16 protein-coding genes are annotated in these 18,988 nt (G+C 72.2%); 7 read left to right on the top strand and 9 right to left on the bottom strand.

What is annotated here, in order from left to right; genetic code table 11:
* Nucleotides 1–91: 91 nt before the first annotated feature.
* Together V1J52_RS17675 and V1J52_RS17670 are read right to left on the bottom strand one after the other, a co-directional pair.
* Nucleotides 92–1,174, bottom strand: a complete 1,083-nt coding sequence (locus V1J52_RS17675; RefSeq protein WP_330140812.1) for an inositol-3-phosphate synthase — start codon at nucleotides 1,172–1,174, stop codon at nucleotides 92–94.
* A 48-nt stretch (nucleotides 1,175–1,222) separates the two neighbouring features.
* Nucleotides 1,223–1,888 carry a PadR family transcriptional regulator gene (locus tag V1J52_RS17670; RefSeq protein ID WP_330140811.1) on the bottom strand — a complete coding sequence of 222 codons (666 nt, stop codon included), beginning with the start codon at nucleotides 1,886–1,888 and terminating at the stop codon, nucleotides 1,223–1,225.
* A 406-nt stretch (nucleotides 1,889–2,294) separates the two neighbouring features.
* Here V1J52_RS17670 and V1J52_RS17665 point away from each other — a divergent pair, with 406 nt between their 5' ends.
* From V1J52_RS17665 to V1J52_RS17655, 3 genes are all read left to right on the top strand, one after another.
* The gene (locus V1J52_RS17665) at nucleotides 2,295–4,970 is read left to right on the top strand and encodes a transglycosylase domain-containing protein (RefSeq protein WP_443075855.1); all 2,676 of its coding nucleotides are present in this window, start codon (nucleotides 2,295–2,297) and stop codon (nucleotides 4,968–4,970) included.
* A 559-nt stretch (nucleotides 4,971–5,529) separates the two neighbouring features.
* A complete protein-coding gene (locus tag V1J52_RS17660; RefSeq protein ID WP_330140809.1) occupies nucleotides 5,530–6,891 on the top strand; it encodes a globin domain-containing protein in 1,362 nt (453 codons plus the stop codon).
* A gap of 3 nt (nucleotides 6,892–6,894) precedes the next feature.
* On the top strand, nucleotides 6,895–7,908 hold the full coding sequence (locus tag V1J52_RS17655; protein ID WP_330140808.1) for a pyridoxamine 5'-phosphate oxidase family protein: 1,014 nt from the start codon (nucleotides 6,895–6,897) through the stop codon (nucleotides 7,906–7,908).
* A gap of 20 nt (nucleotides 7,909–7,928) precedes the next feature.
* On the opposite strand, the gene V1J52_RS17650 is transcribed toward V1J52_RS17655, so the two are convergent.
* The 3 genes from V1J52_RS17650 to V1J52_RS17640 all read right to left on the bottom strand — a co-directional run bounded on the left by V1J52_RS17650 (nucleotide 7,929) and on the right by V1J52_RS17640 (nucleotide 10,131).
* Nucleotides 7,929–8,450, bottom strand: a complete 522-nt coding sequence (locus V1J52_RS17650; protein WP_330140807.1) for an NUDIX domain-containing protein — start codon at nucleotides 8,448–8,450, stop codon at nucleotides 7,929–7,931.
* A gap of 56 nt (nucleotides 8,451–8,506) precedes the next feature.
* Complete coding sequence (locus V1J52_RS17645; protein WP_330140806.1) at nucleotides 8,507–9,631, bottom strand: cystathionine gamma-lyase; 1,125 nt, start codon at nucleotides 9,629–9,631, stop codon at nucleotides 8,507–8,509.
* A 122-nt stretch (nucleotides 9,632–9,753) separates the two neighbouring features.
* Complete coding sequence (locus V1J52_RS17640) at nucleotides 9,754–10,131, bottom strand: phage holin family protein (RefSeq protein ID WP_330140805.1); 378 nt, start codon at nucleotides 10,129–10,131, stop codon at nucleotides 9,754–9,756.
* Between the two features lie 53 nt (nucleotides 10,132–10,184).
* Here V1J52_RS17640 and V1J52_RS17635 point away from each other — a divergent pair, with 53 nt between their 5' ends.
* The 3 genes from V1J52_RS17635 (at nucleotide 10,185) to V1J52_RS17625 (ending at nucleotide 11,537) form a co-directional block, all read left to right on the top strand.
* The gene (locus tag V1J52_RS17635; protein ID WP_330140804.1) at nucleotides 10,185–10,502 is read left to right on the top strand and encodes a cupin domain-containing protein; all 318 of its coding nucleotides are present in this window, start codon (nucleotides 10,185–10,187) and stop codon (nucleotides 10,500–10,502) included.
* Nucleotides 10,503–10,690: 188 nt separating this feature from the next.
* Nucleotides 10,691–10,909 carry a DUF5326 family protein gene (locus V1J52_RS17630; protein ID WP_330140803.1) on the top strand — a complete coding sequence of 73 codons (219 nt, stop codon included), beginning with the start codon at nucleotides 10,691–10,693 and terminating at the stop codon, nucleotides 10,907–10,909.
* Between the two features lie 211 nt (nucleotides 10,910–11,120).
* The gene (locus tag V1J52_RS17625) at nucleotides 11,121–11,537 is read left to right on the top strand and encodes an SsgA family sporulation/cell division regulator (protein WP_330140802.1); all 417 of its coding nucleotides are present in this window, start codon (nucleotides 11,121–11,123) and stop codon (nucleotides 11,535–11,537) included.
* A gap of 133 nt (nucleotides 11,538–11,670) precedes the next feature.
* Here V1J52_RS17625 and V1J52_RS17620 read toward each other — a convergent pair whose 3' ends face one another.
* Nucleotides 11,671–13,017 (bottom strand): YibE/F family protein, encoded by a 1,347-nt coding sequence (locus V1J52_RS17620; protein WP_330140801.1) that lies wholly within the window; start codon nucleotides 13,015–13,017, stop codon nucleotides 11,671–11,673.
* Nucleotides 13,018–13,206: 189 nt separating this feature from the next.
* Between V1J52_RS17620 and thiC the strand changes: the two genes are divergently transcribed.
* Nucleotides 13,207–15,021 carry a phosphomethylpyrimidine synthase ThiC gene (gene thiC / locus V1J52_RS17615; protein ID WP_330140800.1) on the top strand — a complete coding sequence of 605 codons (1,815 nt, stop codon included), beginning with the start codon at nucleotides 13,207–13,209 and terminating at the stop codon, nucleotides 15,019–15,021.
* A 197-nt stretch (nucleotides 15,022–15,218) separates the two neighbouring features.
* Here the strand turns inward: thiC and V1J52_RS17610 are convergent, their stop codons facing one another.
* The 3 genes from V1J52_RS17610 to V1J52_RS17600 form a co-directional block, all read right to left on the bottom strand.
* Nucleotides 15,219–16,055 (bottom strand): hypothetical protein, encoded by an 837-nt coding sequence (locus V1J52_RS17610; protein WP_330140799.1) that lies wholly within the window; start codon nucleotides 16,053–16,055, stop codon nucleotides 15,219–15,221.
* A gap of 174 nt (nucleotides 16,056–16,229) precedes the next feature.
* Entirely contained in the window at nucleotides 16,230–17,309 is a 1,080-nt protein-coding gene (locus V1J52_RS17605) for a metallophosphoesterase (RefSeq protein ID WP_330140798.1), read from the bottom strand.
* Nucleotides 17,310–17,588: 279 nt separating this feature from the next.
* On the bottom strand, nucleotides 17,589–18,698 hold the full coding sequence (locus tag V1J52_RS17600) for a LacI family DNA-binding transcriptional regulator (protein WP_330140797.1): 1,110 nt from the start codon (nucleotides 18,696–18,698) through the stop codon (nucleotides 17,589–17,591).
* Between the last annotated feature and the right edge of the window lie 290 nt (nucleotides 18,699–18,988).

The following is an 18,988-nucleotide window of genomic DNA, read 5'->3' as shown; positions in this document are numbered from 1 at the left end:
CGGGCAGACGGAAAGGGTCCGTGTTTCACGTGAAACACGGACCCTTTTCCATGGGCTAAGCGGCTCGCCCTCAGCAGGGGGCGCCGAACACTCAGCCGTCCACCTCGCCCCGGATGAACTTCTCGACGTTCTCCCGGGCCACGTCGTCGAAGTACTGCACGGGCGGGGACTTCATGAAGTAGGAGGAGGCGGAGAGCACCGGACCGCCGTGCCCCCGGTCCTTGGCGATCTTCGCGGCGCGCAGGGCGTCGATGATCACGCCGGCGGAGTTCGGGGAGTCCCAGACCTCCAGCTTGTACTCCAGGTTCAGCGGAACGTCACCGAACGCGCGGCCCTCCAGCCGGACGTAGGCCCACTTGCGGTCGTCCAGCCAGGCCACGTAGTCGGACGGGCCGATGTGCACGTTGTGCTCGCCCAGGTCGCGGTCGGGGATCTGCGAGGTGACGGCCTGGGTCTTGGAGATTTTCTTGGACTCCAGCCGGTCGCGCTCCAGCATGTTCTTGAAGTCCATGTTGCCGCCGACGTTGAGCTGCATCGTGCGGTCCAGGATGACGCCGCGGTCCTCGAACAGCTTGGCCATCACCCGGTGGGTGATGGTCGCGCCGACCTGGGACTTGATGTCGTCGCCCACGATCGGCACGCCGGCCTCCGTGAACTTGTCCGCCCACTCCTTGGTGCCCGCGATGAAGACGGGCAGCGCGTTGACGAAGGCGACCTTGGCGTCGATGGCGGCCTGGGCGTAGAACTCGACCGCCGTCTGGGAGCCCACCGGCAGGTAGCAGACCAGGACGTCGACCTGGGCGTCCTTGAGGGCCTGGACCATGTCGACCGGCTCGTCGGCCGACTCCTCGATGGTCTCCCGGTAGTACTTGCCCAGACCGTCGTAGGTGTGGCCACGCTGCACCGGCACGCCGGTGCGCGGCACGTCGCAGATCTTGATGGTGTTGTTCTCGCTGGCGCCGATGGCGTCGGCCAGGTCGAGCCCGACCTTCTTGGCGTCCACGTCGAAGGCGGCCACGAACTCGATGTCCGAGACGTGGTACTCGCCGAACTGGACGTGCATCAGACCCGGGACGCGGCTGTCCGGGTCGGCGTCCTTGTAGTACTCGACGCCCTGCACCAGCGAGGCGGCGCAGTTACCCACACCGACGATGGCTACGCGAACCGAACCCATTCCGGTTGCTCCCTGTGTACTCGATGAGACCCCGCACAGTGCGGAACCTCAGGTGGTGTCATCGGACGAATCCGGTCGGGTGCCACCCCGATGCCGGGGCAGATCGCCCGTATCTCCTGACTGGCGGTGCTGTTCGCGGCTGTCGCGAGCAGCGCGGCCCTCCCGCTCGCTCTCGATCAGCTCGTTGAGCCAGCGGACTTCGCGCTCCACGGACTCCATACCGTGACGCTGTAGTTCGAGGGTGTAGTCGTCCAGCCGCTCACGGGTGCGGACCAGCGAGGCACGCATCTTGTCGAGGCGCTCCTCCAGACGGCTGCGGCGGCCTTCCAGCACCCGCATCCGGACGTCCCGCGACGTCTGGCCGAAGAAGGCGAAGCGCACACCGAAGTGCTCGTCCTCCCAGGACTCGGGGCCGGTCTGTGCCAGCAGCTCCTCGAAGTGCTCCTTGCCGTCCGCGGTGAGCCGGTAGACGATCTTCGCCCGGCGGCCGGCGAGCGGCGCCGCGCGAGGATCCTCGGCCGCACCGCCCTCCTCCTCGACGATCCATCCCTGCTGGACGAGCGTCTTGAGGCAGGGGTAGAGCGTTCCGTAGCTGAAGGCACGGAAGACCCCGAGCGAGGTATTGAGCCGCTTGCGCAGCTCGTACCCGTGCATGGGGGCCTCGCGCAGCAGACCGAGGACGGCGAACTCCAGGATGCCGGAACGCCTGCTCATGGGCCGCCGTCACCCTTCCTGCCGGTCGTGGACCGGCCGCTGATTCCGCTGTCTTCCGTCCGTCGTGCACCTTGCCGCCTGCTGTACCGCGCCGATGTATCGACTCGATACATCCAGACGATAGAACGGCCCGAGACGTGCGGCAAGACCGGGGTGCGTGTCCGGGCTCACATCTGGTGTTCACCGCCCGTTGACCGGCCACTTCGAGAGGAATGCCGGACAAGGGGGGGTTTGGCGCTGCGTAGGCTGGCTCCGTGCAGATGACCACTGGGAACCGTGGGGCGCCGGTGTGCGTCCTCGTCCTGGATGCAGTGCGCCCAACCGCAGGAACGGGCTGCACAACGGGGGACCGGAAGTACACTGCCGCCTTCAGGCGCGGGTGCCTGACCGAGGAGTAGCTGTTCCCATGAGCGAGCACCGCCGCAAGCCACCGCAGCCACGCGGTCGGCGCGCCGCGCCGTCGTCCGGGCGCCGCGCTGCCGATCCGCCGAGCGGGCCCACCACCAGTTCCTACGGCGCGCCCGCCGGACCGCCCCCCGCCGGGCGTCCGGCAGGGGGGCGGGCCGAGGCACGACGTGCGGCCCAGCGCTCCGGTGGCCGGCGTCGCGGCCAGGACACCGGGGCGGCGCTGGCGGCCGGCGCGGGAACGGCCGCGGGCCGCTCCGGACGGCGTCCGGAGCCGGTGGCGAGGAAGCGGTTCATCGACTACCCGCGCTCGGGCCGGAACGGTGTCCGCCGCTGGGTGCCGTCCTTCAAGCAGATCGCCGGCGCGTGCATCGGCTTCCTGGCGCTCATCCTGGGCCTGGCGGGCGTCGGCTACGCCATGGTGGAGGTGCCGGACGAGAAGCGCGACGCCGAGGCGCAGAACAACATCTACTACTGGGCCGACGGAACGGTGATGGCCCGCGACGGTAAGACGAACCGTCAGATCATCGACATCTCGAACATCTCCACCTCGATGCAGGGCGCCGTCATCGCGGCTGAGAACGCGACCTTCTACCAGGACCAGGGCATCGATCCGAAGGGCATCGCCCGCGCCGTCGTCAACATGGCGAGCGGGGGTGACACACAGGGCGGTTCCACGATCACGCAGCAGTTCGTGAAGAACACCTACCTCACGCAGGAGCAGACCGTGACCCGCAAGGTCAAGGAACTGTTCATGTCCATCAAGGTGAACTCCGAGATGAAGAAGCCGCAGATTCTCCAGGGTTACCTGAACACCGCCTACTACGGGCGGGGGGCCTACGGCATCCAGGCCGCAGCCCAGGCGTACTACGGCGTCAACGCCGACGAGCTGACCCCCACGCAGAGCGCCCTGCTCGCCACGGTGCTCAAGGGCCCGGCCCTGTACGACCCGCACGCCACCGACGGCGGCGACCCGGTGAAGAACCACGAGCGGGCCGTGAAGCGCTGGCGGTGGGTGCTGGACCGCATGGTCGAGACCGGTGAGCTGTCGCAGGCCGAGCGGGAGAAGTACCAGGAGTTCCCCGAGCCCCTTCGCAGCCGGGACCAGGCCGACAAGACCGGGCAGACCGGTTACCTGATCGCCATCGCCAGCGCCGAGGCCATAAACAAGAGCGGGATCGAGAAGAAGGTCTTCGACAAGGGCGGCTTCCAGATCTACACGACCTTCGAGAAGGACAAGGTCGAGGCGCTGGAGAAGACCGTCACCAAGGTCCGCGAGGACAACCTGGACCCGGAGGAGCGCGAGGTCGACAACTTCGTGCAGTTCGGTGCCGCCTCCGTCGTCCCGGACGACGGCCGCATCGTCGCCCTCTACGGTGGCGAGGGCTTCGACAAGGGCCACTTCCTCAACAACGCCAACACCCTCGGCGTGCCCGTCGGCTCCACCTGGAAGCCGTTCGTCCTCGCCGCCGCGATGGAACACGGCACGTACAAGACCGACGGGCAGGGCATCTCGCCGGACAGTTACTACAACGGCGACAACAAGCTCGCCATCAGGAACCCGGACGGCAGCTACTACCTCGACGGCGACAACAGGCCCTTCCGGCAGGTGAACCTCGCCGACAAGGACTGGGGCGACATCACCCTCCGCCGGGCCATGGAGGTGTCCGCCAACTCGCCGTTCGTCCAGCTCGGCATGGACGTCGGCATGGACAAGGTCCGCGACATGGCGCTGGCGGCGGGCCTGAAGGAAGAGAGCATCAACCCCGACCTCAACCCGTCCTTCGCGCTGGGCACCTCGACGCCGAGCGCGATCCGCATGGCGGACGCCTACGCCACCTTCGCCGCCTCCGGCACGCAGACCGAGCCCTACTCCGTCACCCGGGTCGTGCAGGGCGGCTCGGACCAGCCCGGGTTCGAGAAGCCGAAGCGCGAGCAGGCCATCGACGCGGACGTGGCCGACAACGTGACCGAGGTGCTGCGCCAGGTCGTGGAAGGTCCCGACGGCTCCGGCCGGAAGGCCGCGGAGCTGAACCGGCCGGTGGCGGGCAAGACGGGTACGACGGACAACAACGAGTCGGCCTGGTGGGTCGGTTACACCCCGCAGCTCTCCACGGCGGTGACCATGTTCCGCGCCGACCCGGACAAGCAGGAGCCGCTGTCCATGTACGGCGTGGGCGGCAACGACGCCATCAACGGCGGCGCCCTGCCCACCGAGGTGTGGACGGAGTACATGCGGCTCGCGCTGGACGGCGAGCCCGTCGAGCAGTTCCCGGAGGCGCAGCCCATCGGCGAAGAGATCTACGGGGGCGGCGCCGAGTCCCCGGAACCGTCGCCGACGGAGACCGAGGAGGAGCCGGAGGAGACGCCGGAGCCCGATCCGACGCCGAGCGAGGAGGAGTCGCCGGAGCTGCCGGAGCCGACCCCGTCGACTCCGTCGCCGTCCGACGAGGAGACCTGCAACTTCTGGGAGCCTGACTGCGACGACGGCTCGAACGGGGACAGCGGGCACACCGACGGGGGCCCCGACGGCCAGGACAACGGCGGTGCCGAGGGCGGCGGCCAGGACCCCGAGGGCCAGGACCCCGGCGGCCAGAACGGCAGCCCCGGCGGCGAGAGCGGGGAGACGGAGAGCGGCGGCTACATCGTCCGCGGCCCGCGCGGCGACGGGCAGTGACCACTGGCGTCCGGTGGGCCGGGGCGGTGCACGCCCCGGCCCACCGGACGCCTTCGCGCTGCCCGGCCCGCTGCCCCCGCCGGGCGTGACGGCGCCCGGCTCCTTGCTGACCGACCAGTCACCCTTCCGGCGTCCCGGCCCGTTCCTTCCCCGGGCCCGCCTCTTCCCCGGGCCCGCCTCTTCCCGGGCCTGCTTCTTCCCGGGCCCGTTCCTTCCCCGGGCCCGCCTCTTCCCGGCCCCGCACCCTCCCGGCCCTTGCCCCCGCCGGGACGCCGCCGGTGTTCCCGTGGCCGCCGCGTACGGCGCGCGGGTTACGGACAGTAATTCCCGTCATCCGGGGGCGGAATCGCGGAATTGGTCCGTACCCTGCGGGACTTGTGTATTCATGAGGTAACGGTATGGTCGAGTCCGCATCGCGCCGCAATGCTCGGCCGGACGTCGCCCCTGCCCAGAGAATGTGCGGTGTGCATGACCGCACAAGAAGAGGGAAAGAAGACGCTTCACATTTCGTTCACCGGAAGTGCGCACCGACCGGAAGACATAAAGGACGAGGCACACCATGACCACCATGTCGGCCAACGGGATACCCGGCTCCGACCCCGGCAGCGATGGTGACTGGGGGTGGTTCTCGCCCCGCAGGGCCGCCGGGTCCGGACCGTCCGCCGTGCCGCACGGCACACCGCCCGCCACACCGTCCGCCGCCGCTCCGGCCGCGGCCACACCGCCCGCCGCGGCCCCGGGCCGCGCACCGGCACCGCACGCCGCCGGGGCCGCGCCGCCCACCGCCGACGCCGCGCTCATCCGCCGCACCATGGCGGAGATCGAGCCCGCCGCCGACGCGGTCACCTCCTACTTCTACGCCCTGCTCTTCGTGCGCCACCCCGAGCTGCGCGACCTCTTCCCCACCGCGATGGACGCCCAGCGGGACCGGCTGTTCAAGGCGCTGCTCACCGCGTCCCAGCACGTCGAGGACGTCGACGTGCTGACCGACTACCTCTCCGCGCTCGGCCGCGGCCACCGCAAGTACGGCACCCGGCCCGAGCACTACCCGGCCGTGGGCGAGTGCCTGATCGGCACCCTCAGCCGGTACGCGACCGCGAGCTGGTCCCCGCAGACGGAGGCCGCCTGGGTGCGTGCCTACACCGTGATCTCGCAGATCATGATCGATGCCGCCGCCGAGGACGAGGAGCACGCGCCGGCCTGGTGGGACGCCGAGATCGTCGCGCACGAGGCGCGCACCGACGACATCGCGGTGATCACCGTGCGGCCCGACCAGCCCTACCCCTTCCTGGCGGGCCAGTACACGACCCTGGAGACGCCCTGGTGGCCGCGGGTGTGGCGGCACTACTCCTTCGCCTCGGCGCCGCGCTCGGACGGGCTGCTGTCCTTCCACGTGAAAGCGGTCCCGGCCGGCTGGGTCTCCGGCGCCCTGGTGCGCCGCGCCCGGCCCGGCGACGTGCTGCGGCTCGGGCCGCCCGCCGGGTCGATGACCGTCGACCACCGCACGGACAACGGGCTGCTGTGCCTGGGCGGCGGCACCGGCATCGCACCGATCAAGGCACTGGTCGAGGACGTCGCCGAGCACGGCCGGGCCCGGCCGGTGGAGGTCTTCTACGGGGCCCGCAGCGACCACGACCTCTACGACCTGGAGACCATGCTGCGCCTGGAGTCCCGGCTCCCCTGGCTCTCGGTGCGCCCGGTCGTGGCCGACGGCTGCCCGGTGCGGGCCGCGGGGCTCGCCGGGCGCCTGCCCGACGCGGTGCGCGGCGCGGGGCGGTGGAGCGCGTACGACGGGTTCGTGTCCGGTCCGCCCGGCATGATCCGCAGCGGCGTGGACGCCCTGGTGGGCGTCGGGATACCGACGCACCGCATACGGCACGATTCTCTGCACGAACTGGTGGCACAGGCAGCGGGAGACTGACCCTTGGAAACAGGAGACGTGGGGCGGCGGGACGGTACCCGGCCGGGCGGCCCCGGTGAGCACGCGATCCAGGAGAGGCTCGGCTCCACCGCGCGCGCCGACCGGTTCTACGACGAGCAGATGCTGGACCGGCTGAACGACCGGATGCGCGACTTCGTGGCGCAGCAGGAGATGTTCTTCCTGGCGACCTCGGACGGCTCGGGGGAATGCGACAGCACCTTCCGGGCCGGGCCCCGGGGATTCCTGCGGGTACTCGACGAGCGGACGCTGGCTTTTCCCGAGTACCGGGGCAATGGTGTGCACGCCAGCCTCGGGAATATCCGGGAGAATCCCCACCTGGGCATTCTGCTGGTCGATTTCGTACGGGCGAGGATCGGACTGCACGTCAACGGCTCCGCCGAGATCCTGGAGGACGCGGAGATCCGCGCCGAGCACCCGGACCTGCCCGAGGACGCCGTGCCGGGTCGGCGTCCCGAGCTGTGGGTGCGGGTGACGGTGGAGGAGGCGTACATCCACTGCGCCAAGCACATACCGCATCTCCAGTACGCCCCGAAGCGCACGGCGCGGGAGTGGGGGACGGACGACCACAAGCGCAAGGGCGGTGACTTCTTCGGCGCCGCCAGGGACCGCACCGGACGCGGTGCCGCGCCCGCTCCCCTCCCGAAGCCCGCGAGCCCGGAACCGGCACGTCCGGAACCGGCACGTCTAGAACCGGCACGTCTGGAACCGGCACGTCCGGAACCGGTGCGTCCGGAGCCTGTGAGCCCGGAGCCCGCGTCTCCCGAGCCCGTGAGCCCGGAGCCGGTCGGGACGGCCGAGCCGGGCGTGGCGGCCGAGCCGGCCGCGGAGCGGCCCGGGAGGCCCGGACGGGTGCCGGTGCCCGTGGCGCGGCACGAGCTGCTGCCGGCCCGGGTGCCCTCGGCGACGGCGTGGCGCGAGGAGGCCGAGCGGGTGCTCGCCGAGGCGCAGGCCCGGAGCCGGGACACCGAGTCGGAGTTCCAGGGCTGGTTCGGCTGACGCCCGCCTGCCGCCGCCCGTCAGCCGAAGTCGGGCTCCAGCAGCGCCCGTACGCCCTCGATGTTGCGGCTCAGGTACGTCCGCAGCGTCTCCGGGACAACCTCGACCGAGGCGAGCCCGGCCCGGGTGAAGGGCAGGCGGACGACGTCGTACTCGCCGCAGGGCTCGTCCACCTCGGGGCCGTGGCGCAGGCTGAGGTCCATCGAGGCGAGCCGGCAGGCGAAGAAGTGCTGCACCTTGACCCCCTCCCCCGCGCCGCCGCCACCGTCCGCGCCCTCCGCGGCGTCCTCGGGGACGGTGTCGACGAAGGCGGGTACCACGTCGGTGACCTTCGCGCCCAGCTCCTCGTCCAGCTCGCGGTGGAGCGCGGCGACGACGCTCCCGTCCTCCGGTTCCACACCGCCGCCTGGCGTGATCCAGTAGGGGGCCCGGCCGGGCTTGGTGCGCTTGATGACGATCAGCGCGTCACCGTCGAGCAGGATCGCCCGCGCGGTGCGCTTGACCACGGGGCGTTCCGGGCGGCCGGGGCGGTCGGGAGCCATGCCAGTGGTCTGCCGCGCACCGCCCCGGGCCAAACCTCGCCCTGCCGGGGCGCGCCCTAACCGCGTCCCGCCGCGTCGAGGGCACGGAGCAGGTCGGCCACCAGGTCGTCGGTGTCCTCCACGCCCACCGACAGGCGTACGAAGCCCTCGGGCACCGCGTCGCCGCCCCAGCGCCCGCGCCGCTCGGCGGTGCTCCGCACGCCGCCGAAGCTCGTCGCGTCGTGGACCAGGTCCAGAGCGGCCAGGAACCGTTCGGCGAACGCCCGGTCCGGCAGCGTGAACGACACCACGCAGCCGAAGCGGCGCATCTGGCGGGCGGCCAGGTCGTGCGCCGGGTCCCCGGGCAGCCCGGGGTGGCGCACCCCGCTCACCTCCGGGCGCTCCCGCAGGGCCCCGGCGACCGCGAGCGCGGTGGCCGCCTGCCGGTCGACGCGGAGCTGGAGCGTGGCGAGGCTGCGGTGCGCGAGCCACGCCTCCATCGGGCCGGGAACGGCACCGACGAGCTTGCGCCAGTCGCGCACGGCGTCGGCCACGGCCGCGTCCCGGGTGGTGACGTAGCCGAGCAGCAGGTCGCCGTGGCCGGTGAGCGCCTTGGTGCCGCTGGCCACCGACACGTCGGCGCCCAGCTCCAGCGGCCGCTGCCCGAGCGGGGTGGCGAGGGTGTTGTCGACGGCGACGAGCGCGCCCTCGCGGTGCGCGGCGTCGGCCAGGGCGCGGATGTCGCACACGTCGAGCCCCGGGTTGGACGGTGTCTCCAGCCAGAGCAGCGCCGCGCCCTTCAGCGCGTCGGTCTGCTCGCGGCCCCCGGTGGGGACGGTGCGCACCCGGGCGCCCTGCGTCTCCAGCCGCCCGTGCAGGCGGTTCAGGAGGTTGTAGCCGTCGCCGGGCAGGACGACGACGTCGCCGGGGCGCGTCCGGGACAGCAGGACGGCGGAGATGGCGGCCATGCCGGAGGCGAAGGCGACGGTGCGGGCGTCGCCGTGCGGGTCCTCCAGTTCGGACACGGCCCGCTCCAGCGCCGTCCAGGTCGGGTTGGCGTCCCGGCCGTAGGCGTAGGGCGCGTCGGTCACCTCACCGGGCAGGTGGTAGTGGGCGGCGAAGACGGGGCCCGGCAGCGGTGGCGTGTAGGGCTCCTCGGGCGGCAGTCCGGCCCGTACGGCGCGTGTTCCGTCCCCGGTCACCGGCTCACCGGCTCCTTTCCGGCGTGGGTGAGCGGCCTGGGCGGGCACCCGCGGTACGGGACGGACGGGGACGGGGGCTCGTGCGGTGTGGGCATGCCCCCATCATCGGTGATGGTCCCGGCTCAGTCGCGGTCGGGCAGCACCATCTCGACGGCCCACGAGACGACGGCGATGATGAGTCCGCCGAGCAGGGCCGTGCCGAAGCCCTCCACGTGGAAGGGGATGTCGAGGCCGTCGGCGAGCCAGGAGGTGATCAGCAGCATCAGCGCGTTGATCACCAGCATGAACAGGCCGAGCGTCAGGATCAGCACGGGGAAGGACAGCAGCTTCGCGACCGGCTTGACCACGAGGTTCACCAGGCCGAAGATCAGGGCGACCACGATCAGCGTGATCGTCTTGCTGCCGGTGCTGTCACCGGTCAGGGTGATGTCGCCGAGGAGCCACACGGTGACGGCGAGGGCGACCGCGTTGGCCACGGTTTTGATCAGGATTGACGTCATGCTGGGGATGGTCTCCCAGAAACATCCGGCGAAACGGCGAGGGGTCAGCTCAGATGAAGGCGTTCCGGCTGGAGGACCTGGAAGCGGAGCGTGTCGCCAACGACGGCGCGTACTTGCAGTTCCTGCGCGAGCGGCACATGTCGGTCGGCCTGTACGCGCTCGACCGGGGCGGTCAGGACCCGCAGCAGCCGCACCGCCAGGACGAGGTCTACTTCGTCGTCAGCGGACGCGCGGCCCTCACGGTGGGCGAGGAGACGACACAGGTGGCGCGCGGCAGCGTCGTCTACGTGCCGGCGGGCGTGCCGCACAAGTTCCACCACATCAGCGAGGACCTGCGGGTCATGGTGGTATTCGCGCCGCCGGAGGGCTGACCGCGGGCCGCCCGCCGGGGCCGTCACCGCGCCCCTAGGGGTGCGGTCAGGGACATCCGGGGGCGGCTGGGCTGCCGGTGCCCCGGGCACAGTGCCTAGCATCGGGTGTGACGAGTGCGCCGAGTGACCAGCCGGGTGGCCAAGCCGCGCGGTGCGGCGCCGGGACGAGACGGGAAGCAGGGACGGGCATGAGTACGAAGGAAACCCTCGCGGGACTGCCGACATGGGTGAAGTGGGCCGGGATCATCGTGGTGGCGCTGATCCTGTTCAGGGTGGTCGTCTGGGTGCTGACGGCGGTGGTGAGCGTGCTGTTCAACGTGCTGCTGTTCGCCGCGATCGTCGCGGTGCTCGTCTTCCTCGCCCGGAAGTTCCTGTCCTCCTCGGGCTCCTCCGGCGGCGGTTGGTGATCCCGCCCCCGGGCCCCCGGCCCGGCTCCCCCGGCCCGGTGGAGTGAGCGTTTTCACCAACTCCGTTGTCAATCGGGTGACTTTGAACCGGTCGCGTTGTGGAACATCTCGATCTTGGTGAACGATGCCCCCGGGGACAGGTGTCCCCGCAGTCCACAGCGAGGTTCACCGCAGCCGGCCGACGCCGGACACGAGACGCCGGGGGCACTAGATGAGCGGCAGGGTTCAGGCGCAGGTCATGATGAGCTTCCTGGCCTCGGAGGAGCTGTCCTTCCGGATTCCGGTGGAGCTGGTGTACGAGGCGTCGGACCCCTACGCGGTCCGCTGCGCCTTCGCGCTGCCCGGGGACGAGCCGGTGCACTGGGTCTTCGGCCGCGAACTGCTGGTGGACGGGGTGAGCCGCCCCGCCGGAGAGGGCGACGTGCGGATCACCCCCGTCTCCGCCGAGTCGCTCTCCGACCTGCTCATCCGGCTCCAGGTCGGTGACGCGGGTGCCCTCCTGCGGGTCAGCGCGCCGCCGCTGGTGGCCTTCCTGGACCGCACCGACCGCATCGTCCCGCTCGGTCAGGAACCGGCCTGCGCGGACTTCGACGCCGAACTGGACCGCCTCCTCGCCGGGCGCCTGTGACGCGCGTGCGTGCCCGTGCCGCGCGACGGCGTGACGCCGGGGAGCCCGGCCGTCCGGTGACGCGCGACGGCCGTGACGCCGCGGCCCCGGACGCGCCGTGGCACCACGGGCACCCGGGCCGCCCGCGCGGACGTCAGCGTGCCCGGCGCCTGCGGCCCCGCCCGGTGGGCTCGTCCCGGCCCAGCCCCGCCGAGGCGACGAGCGCCGCCAGCCCCGTCGTCACCGGGACCGACGCCACCAGCCCGATCGAGCCGACCAGCGTGCGCACGATCTCCTCGGCCACCAGATCGCTGGTGGCCACCGTGCCCACGCTCGCCTCGGCGACCGAGAACAGCAGCAGCAGCGGCAGCGCCGCGCCCGCGTACGCCAGCACCAGCGTGTTGACCACCGAGGCGATGTGGTCGCGCCCGATGCGCATCGCCGCCCCGTAGACGCGGCGCCGGCTCGCGGTCGGATCGGCCTGCTTCAGCTCCCAGACGGCGGACGTCTGGGTGACCGTGACGTCGTCGAGCACGCCGAGCGAACCGATCAGCACCCCGGCCAGCAGCAGGCCGCGCACCTCGATGCCCGGGTAGAGGCTGTGCACCAGCGACGTCTGGTCGTCGGTGTTGCCGGACAGGTCGGCCCAGTCGATGAACAGCGAACCCAGCAGCCCGATCAGCATGAGCGACACCAGCGTGCCGAGCACCGCGACCGACGTCCTGGCGGTGAACCCGTGGCACAGGTAGAGCGTCACCAGCATGACGGCGCTTCCGCCGATCACCGCCACGAGCAGGGGGTTGGAGCCCTGGAGTATCGCGGGCAGGATGAACAGCGTCAGCACCCCGAACGTCACCACGAGTCCCACCAGCGCCAGCAGCCCGCGCATCCGGCCCACGGCCACCACCACCAGGGCGAAGAACGCGGCGAGCAGCAGCATGGGCACGTCGCGGTCGATGTCCACGATGCTGTACTGCAGCTCCTCGGGGGCCTGCGGGGCGTAGGCCACCACGACGTCCTGTCCCGCGTCGGGCCGCCGGGTGGCGTCGGGGGTCAGCACCTCGGTGAACCTGCGCCCGCTGTGCGGCCCCGAGGACACCTCGACGGTCAGCAGCCGGCACGCGGTGCCCGCGGCGGCTGCGTCCCCCGGCGGGGTCCCGGTGGCCGGGTCGCCGCCCGACGGGTCGCCGTTCTGCTGGGGCGGCTGCTGTGCCGCGCCGACCTGTTCGCAGTCCACCTCCTCCGACGACACCACCCGGGCCGACTCCATCTGGCGGTCGAAGCCGACCCCGCTCCGGCCGTCCTCGTGCTCGGGCGCGCCGCCGGGCCACAGGAGGACGAGCCCCGCGACCACGGCGGTGGCGAACGGGATCAGCACCGCGGCGATGACCCTGCGCAGGTGACGGGAGACCGGCGCGGCGGGCCCGTGGTGATGGCCGTGGTGTCCGGGGTGCCCGGCGTGGTCGTCGTGACGGGGCTGGGGGCTGGTGGAATCGGTCACGAACCGATCATCGCAAGGGCCCCTGGCGCGGCGGAGCGGCGAACCGCTAGCGTGAGCGTGCTTTTGCACATCGCGGGAGCTCCGAGCACGGGGCTGAGAGGGCGCTGACGTCCGTATCAGGACATACGGGAAAGCTGCGTCGACCGCCGAACCTGTTACCGGGTAATGCCGGCGTAGGGAGTGGGTCTCATGGCCACGCAGGATGCACGCACGCGCGCCGACGAGTCGGACGAAGCGGGTGGGACGGACACGTCCGCCCCGGAGCGCGTCGGCTGGCACAAGGGGTACGTCAGCGGTTCACGCCCGGACGTCCGGGTGGGAGTGCGGCGGGTACACCTCACCAACGGCAAGGACGTGACGCTGTACGACACCTCGGGTCCGTACACCGATCCCGCCATCGACACCGACGTCCGCCGCGGCCTGGCGCCGCTGCGGGAGAACTGGATCATCAGCCGGGGGGACACCGCGGAGTACGCGGGCCGCGCACCGCGCCCCGAGGACGACGGCCTCAAGCACACCGCGCCGCGCGGCGGGCTGCGCAACCTGGACGCCGTCTTCCCCGGACGGCCGCGCCAGCCCCGGCGCGCCCGCGAGGGGGTGGCCGTCACCCAGCTCGCGTACGCGCGGCGCGGCGAGATCACCCCGGAGATGGAGTACGTCGCCGTCCGGGAGAACCGCGCCCCCGCGTTCGTGCGCGACGAGATCGCGGCGGGCCGGGCGGTCCTCCCGGCCAACGTCAACCACCCGGAGACCGAGCCGATGATCATCGGCAAGAACTTCCTGGTGAAGGTCAACGCCAACATCGGCAACTCCGCCGTCACCTCCTCCATCGAGGAGGAGGTGGAGAAGATGACGTGGGCGACCCGCTGGGGCGCCGACACCGTCATGGACCTCTCCACCGGGCGCAACATCCACACCACCCGCGAGTGGGTGCTGCGCAACTCGCCCGTCCCGATCGGCACCGTCCCCCTCTACCAGGCCCTGGAGAAGGTGGACGGCCAGGCCGAGGAGCTGAGCTGGGAGGTCTACCGGGACACCGTCATCGAGCAGGCCGAGCAGGGCGTGGACTACATGACCGTCCACGCCGGAGTGCTGCTGCGCTACGTGCCGCTGACCGCCCGCCGCAAGACCGGCATCGTCTCGCGCGGCGGCTCCATCATGGCCGCGTGGTGCCTGGCCCACCACCGGGAGAGCTTCCTCTACACGCACTTCGAGGAGCTGTGCGAGATCCTGCGGGCCTACGACATCACCTTCTCGCTCGGTGACGGGCTGCGCCCCGGTTCCGTCGCCGACGCCAACGACGAGGCCCAGTTCGCGGAGCTGCGCACGCTCGGCGAGCTGAACGCGCTGGCCAAGTCGCACGACGTGCAGACGATGATCGAAGGCCCTGGCCACGTTCCGATGCACAAGATCAAGGAGAACATCGACCTCCAGCAGGAGATCTGCGAGGAGGCGCCGTTCTACACCCTCGGCCCGCTCACCACGGACGTCGCCCCGGGGTACGACCACATCACCTCCGGCATCGGCGCCGCGATGATCGGCTGGTGGGGCACGGCGATGCTCTGCTACGTCACGCCGAAGGAGCACCTCGGCCTGCCCAACCGGGACGACGTCAAGACGGGCGTGATCACGTACAAGATCGCCGCGCACGCCGCCGACCTGGCGAAGGGCCACCCCGGGGTGCAGGAGTGGGACGACGCGCTGTCCGACGCGCGGTTCGAGTTCCGCTGGGAGGACCAGTTCAACCTGGCGCTCGACCCGGACACGGCCCGCGCGTTCCACGACGAGACGCTGCCGGCCGAACCCGCGAAGACGGCGCACTTCTGCTCGATGTGCGGGCCGAAGTTCTGTTCGATGAAGATCAGCCGGACGATCATGGAGGACTTCGGCGACTCCATGGACTCCGCCAGTGACGAGGAGCGCGCCGCCGTCGCGGGGATGGCGGAGAAGTCCAAGGAGTTCGCCGCCTCCGGCAACCGCGTGTACCTGCCGCTGGCCGACTGACCGGCGGCCGCCGCCGCTGCCCGGCCCGCCGCTGTCGGTGGCGAGCCGGGCCGGACCGGGCCCGGAGCCGCGACGCACCTCGTGGCTCCGGGCCCGGTCGTCCGACGGCGCCGACGGCCGGACACCGTGCGCGGGAACGCCGTGCGCGGGAACGCCGTGCGCGGGAACGCCGCCGCACCCTCCGGTGTGGCCGTCCGTCACTCCGGCGCGTGGCCGGGGCCCGTGAAGTCCGGACTGGAGTAGCGGGGCGGGGTACGGGCCTCTTCGGGCGTGGCGGCCGGGCTGGTGAACCCCGGATGGGAGTAGCCCAGGCGCGGGGTGGGGGAGGCCCGCCCCGGGCGGGGGCCGCCCTGGCCGGCGAGGGCTTCGCGGAGGAAGGGCAGGAAGCCCCGCTCCAGGAGGGCCCGGCGCCAGGCGGCGCGGGCGCGGGCCAGCTCCTCGCCGAGGGCCGCCGTGCCGGGCGGGGTGCCCGGGCGCGGCGGCACCGCCGAGTTGCGCAGCGCGGTGAGCACGAGGCTGACGCTCGCCGCGAGCAGCCCGGCGGCGGCCAGTCCGGCGAAGGCCCAGCCCACGTTGCGCATCGGCCGGCCGATCGCGAGATCGGGGGACAGACCGGTCAGGAGGTAGCCGACGGCCAGGAAGATGACGGCGGCGGCCCCGGCGAGGACCGGGGTGAGGACGGACAGCGTGGCGAGGAGCCCGGCTCCCTTGGACGTGCCCGGGGCCCCGCTGCTCCCGGGCTGCCCAGGGCCGGGGGATTCCCCGCCGTCCGCTTCCCCCGCGGGGCCTGCGGAGGCGGAGGCGCGGCGCAGTTCCTCGCGCACGGCCGTGAGGTGCCGGTACTCGGCGGCGGCGCAGGCCGCGATCGCCGCGGCGGCGGCGAGCGCCATGGCCCGCAGTTCCTCGGCGCTCAGGCGCTGTCCGAGGCCGTCGAAGCCGGGCCTGCCGGGTGCGGTGCGCAGTGCGTCGTCGAGGACCCGCTCGAACTCCGGACGGTCTTCGGGCCGCAGGTGCGGAGCGCTGTTCATGTGCATCCCCCGATGCTCCGAAGGGCCGTGGGCGGCCGACTGCCGGGCGGATGGAAGGGCCTTGATGGTAGAGCGCAACCGGCACGGGCTGACAGGGGGTTTCCGAAAATCGCCCACGGTCCGCTGTGCGTACCGTGCCCGCGCAGGGCCCGGTCAAGCGGGCGGACCCGGAAGCCGTGGTCAGCCGGCCAGTGGAAGGCGGCTCACCAGGAGCTTTCCGGCCATGGTCACGCCGCCGTCCATGGCGATGGCGAGCCGGTCCGCGTAGACGTGCGGACCGGTCACCTGCGGACCGGCGTCGGCGCCGCCCCCGTCCTCCGCCGGGGCGGACTCCCCGAGGAGGTACGGGATCGGGCTGTGGCCGTGGACGACGCGGCTGCCGCCGTAGGTGTCCAGCAGGTCGCGGGCCGTCTGCGGCCCGCCCTCGTCGCGGAAGGCGAAGCGCTTGGTGAACTTGCGGAACAGGTCCCACGTCTCGTCCGCGTCGCGCCGTTCCAGCGCCTGCCGGACCGCGTCGTTGACGGCGGGGATGGTGTCGCCGTAGTCCAGGTACGCGGTGGTGTCGGAGTGCAGCAGCAGGTGGTCGTCGGCCAGGGTCATGGCGTCCAGGCGGGACATCCACTGGAGGTGGTGCTCCTGGAGCCGCTCCATGTCGCCGCGCTGCCCGCCGTTGAGCAGCCAGGCGGCCTGGAAGGAGGCCGTGCCTGCGCCGGAGTCGACGGGGGTGTCCCCGAACCGCCTGGCGCCGATGATCAGCAGCTCGTGGTTGCCCATGAGCGCCTTGCAGTAACCGCCGGCGGCGGCGGCCTCGGCGGAGAGCTGCATGACGAGGTCGATGACGCCGACGCCGTCGGGCCCCCGGTCGGTGAAGTCGCCGAGGAACCACAGGCGGGCGTTCCCGGCCGCCCAGTGGCCCTCGGCGTCCGTCAGACCGGCGGAGTGCAGGGCGCTGCGCAGCTCGTCGAGGTAGCCGTGCACGTCACCGACGACGTACAGCGGTCCGAAGGGCCCCTCGGCCTCGGCACCCGGGGCCGGGATGTCGAGGAGGGTGGGGGTGGGCGTGGCGGCGCCCGCACCGATGACGGGGAGGTCCCGCTGGGTGGGGGTGTAGCCGTCGTCGGGGACGCCCTCGTCGGCGGGCGTCTGCGGTGCCTGCGGCGGCTGCGCGAGGCGGGGAGCGCCCGGCAGGCTCATGCCGGGCGGGCTCGCCGCGCTCGTCGGCTGCCACATGTCGGGTCCCTGACCGGCCCCCTGAGTCATCGACCCCTCCACCGTTGCGCGCAGCTGTGCACCTGCCGGACCGTGGTTCACGGGCTTTCCTGGTCGGAGGCCGGCCCGGTGCCGTGCGCCCCATCATAGGAACGCGGATGGGGGCACGCGACGCACCTGGGGGGTGGCAATCGCCGCCGGATCGCCCGCGCGTGGGCTTACCTCCTGAAATGCCCGCCGTGCGGCACCTCGCCGACCACCTGAAAGAAGGCGGAGGCGGGTGCCGGGAACGGCTGCGGGGGTGGCGCCGGGGCCGCGGCGGGGCTGCGGTCAGCCCGCGGAGCCGCGGCGCGGCGGGTGGACGGTGCCGCGCGGGGTGCGGCGCTGGGAGGAGACGCGCACGATCAGCTCGGTGGGCATCACCTGCTGCACGGGCCGGTCGTGGCCGACGCCCTCGATGGCGTCGATGAGGAGCTGGATGACGGCCGTCCCGATGCGGCCGGGTTTCAGGGAGAGCGTCGTGATGGGCGGCTCGGTGCTGGCGTACACGGTGGACTCGCTGCAGCACACCAGCAGCAGGTCCTCGGGCACCCGCAGCCCGTAGCGGCGGGCGGCGGCGAGCAGGTCGGTGCCGTTGGGGTCGAAGAGGCCGTAGACGGCGTCGGGCCGGTCGGGCCGGGCGAGGAGCCGGTCGGCGGCGACGGCGCCCGCACAGGGGTCGTGGGCCGGGTACGCCTCGTAGACGGGCGTCTGGCCGACGCGCTCGCACCACTGGAGGTAGGCCCTGGTGGAGAGCCGGGTGTACGTGTCGGTGCTGGTGCCGGTGAGGAGGCCGATGCGCCGGGCGCCGGACTCGGCGAGGTGGTCGAGCAGGCCCGTCACGGCGGCCTCGTGGTCGTTGTCGACCCACGCGGTGACGGGCAGGGCGGCGCCGGGCCGCCCGTCGGAGACGACGGGGATGCCCTGCCGGACGAGTTCGTCGACGACCGGGTCGTGGTCGGAGGGATCGATGACGACGGTGCCGTCCAGGGCCACGCTGGACCAGACGTCGTAGGCGTTGTGCCGGGCCGGCGCGGGCAGGATGACGAGGGCGTAGCCGCGCGCCAGCGCGGCGGAGGTGGCGGCGCGGACCATGTCCGCGAAGTAGGCGAACTCGGTGAAGGTGAACGGTTCTTCGCCGTAGGTCGTGACGGTGAGCCCGATGAGCCCGGATTTCCCGGTGCGCAGGGTGCGGGCGGCGGCGGAGGGGCGGTAGCCGAGCCGGTCGGCCACCTCGCGGACGTGGCGTCGGGTGGCGTCGGGCAGACGGCCCTTGCCGTTGAGTGCGTCGGAGACGGTCGTGATGGACACTCCGGCCGCGGCGGCGACGTCCCGGATACCCGCCCGCCCCAGCCGGCGGCCGTTGGTGCGGCTCACCTGGTGCTTCCCTGCTGCTGTCATGGCGAGCCGATAGTAGGGCTGAGAGGGGTCACCCGCGTGGGCGTACCCGGGTGGTGCAGGCGATACGTTTCTGCATGATCCTTTAGCCTCAACTACCTTGGAATGGCCGCTAGTTGAGTGAATGGACGCCCTTTGATGGCCCGAACTGACCTCCCGGGCCCACGGTTCTGCGGAGGTTGCGAAGAGGTCTCAACTCATTCTCACGAGGGACGCGCGCCACGGCGTCCGCCACGGGCGCATGAGGACGGGCCCGCGCCCCTGCCGCCGTACCGCCGCCGCCGGGCGCATCC

Origin of the sequence: Streptomyces solitudinis, from assembly GCF_036323765.1 — a bacterium.
Taxonomy (GTDB): Bacteria; Actinomycetota; Actinomycetes; order Streptomycetales; family Streptomycetaceae; genus Streptomyces.
The sequence above is the reverse complement of the archived record's forward strand: the minus strand, read 5'-3'. Positions and strand labels throughout refer to the sequence as shown.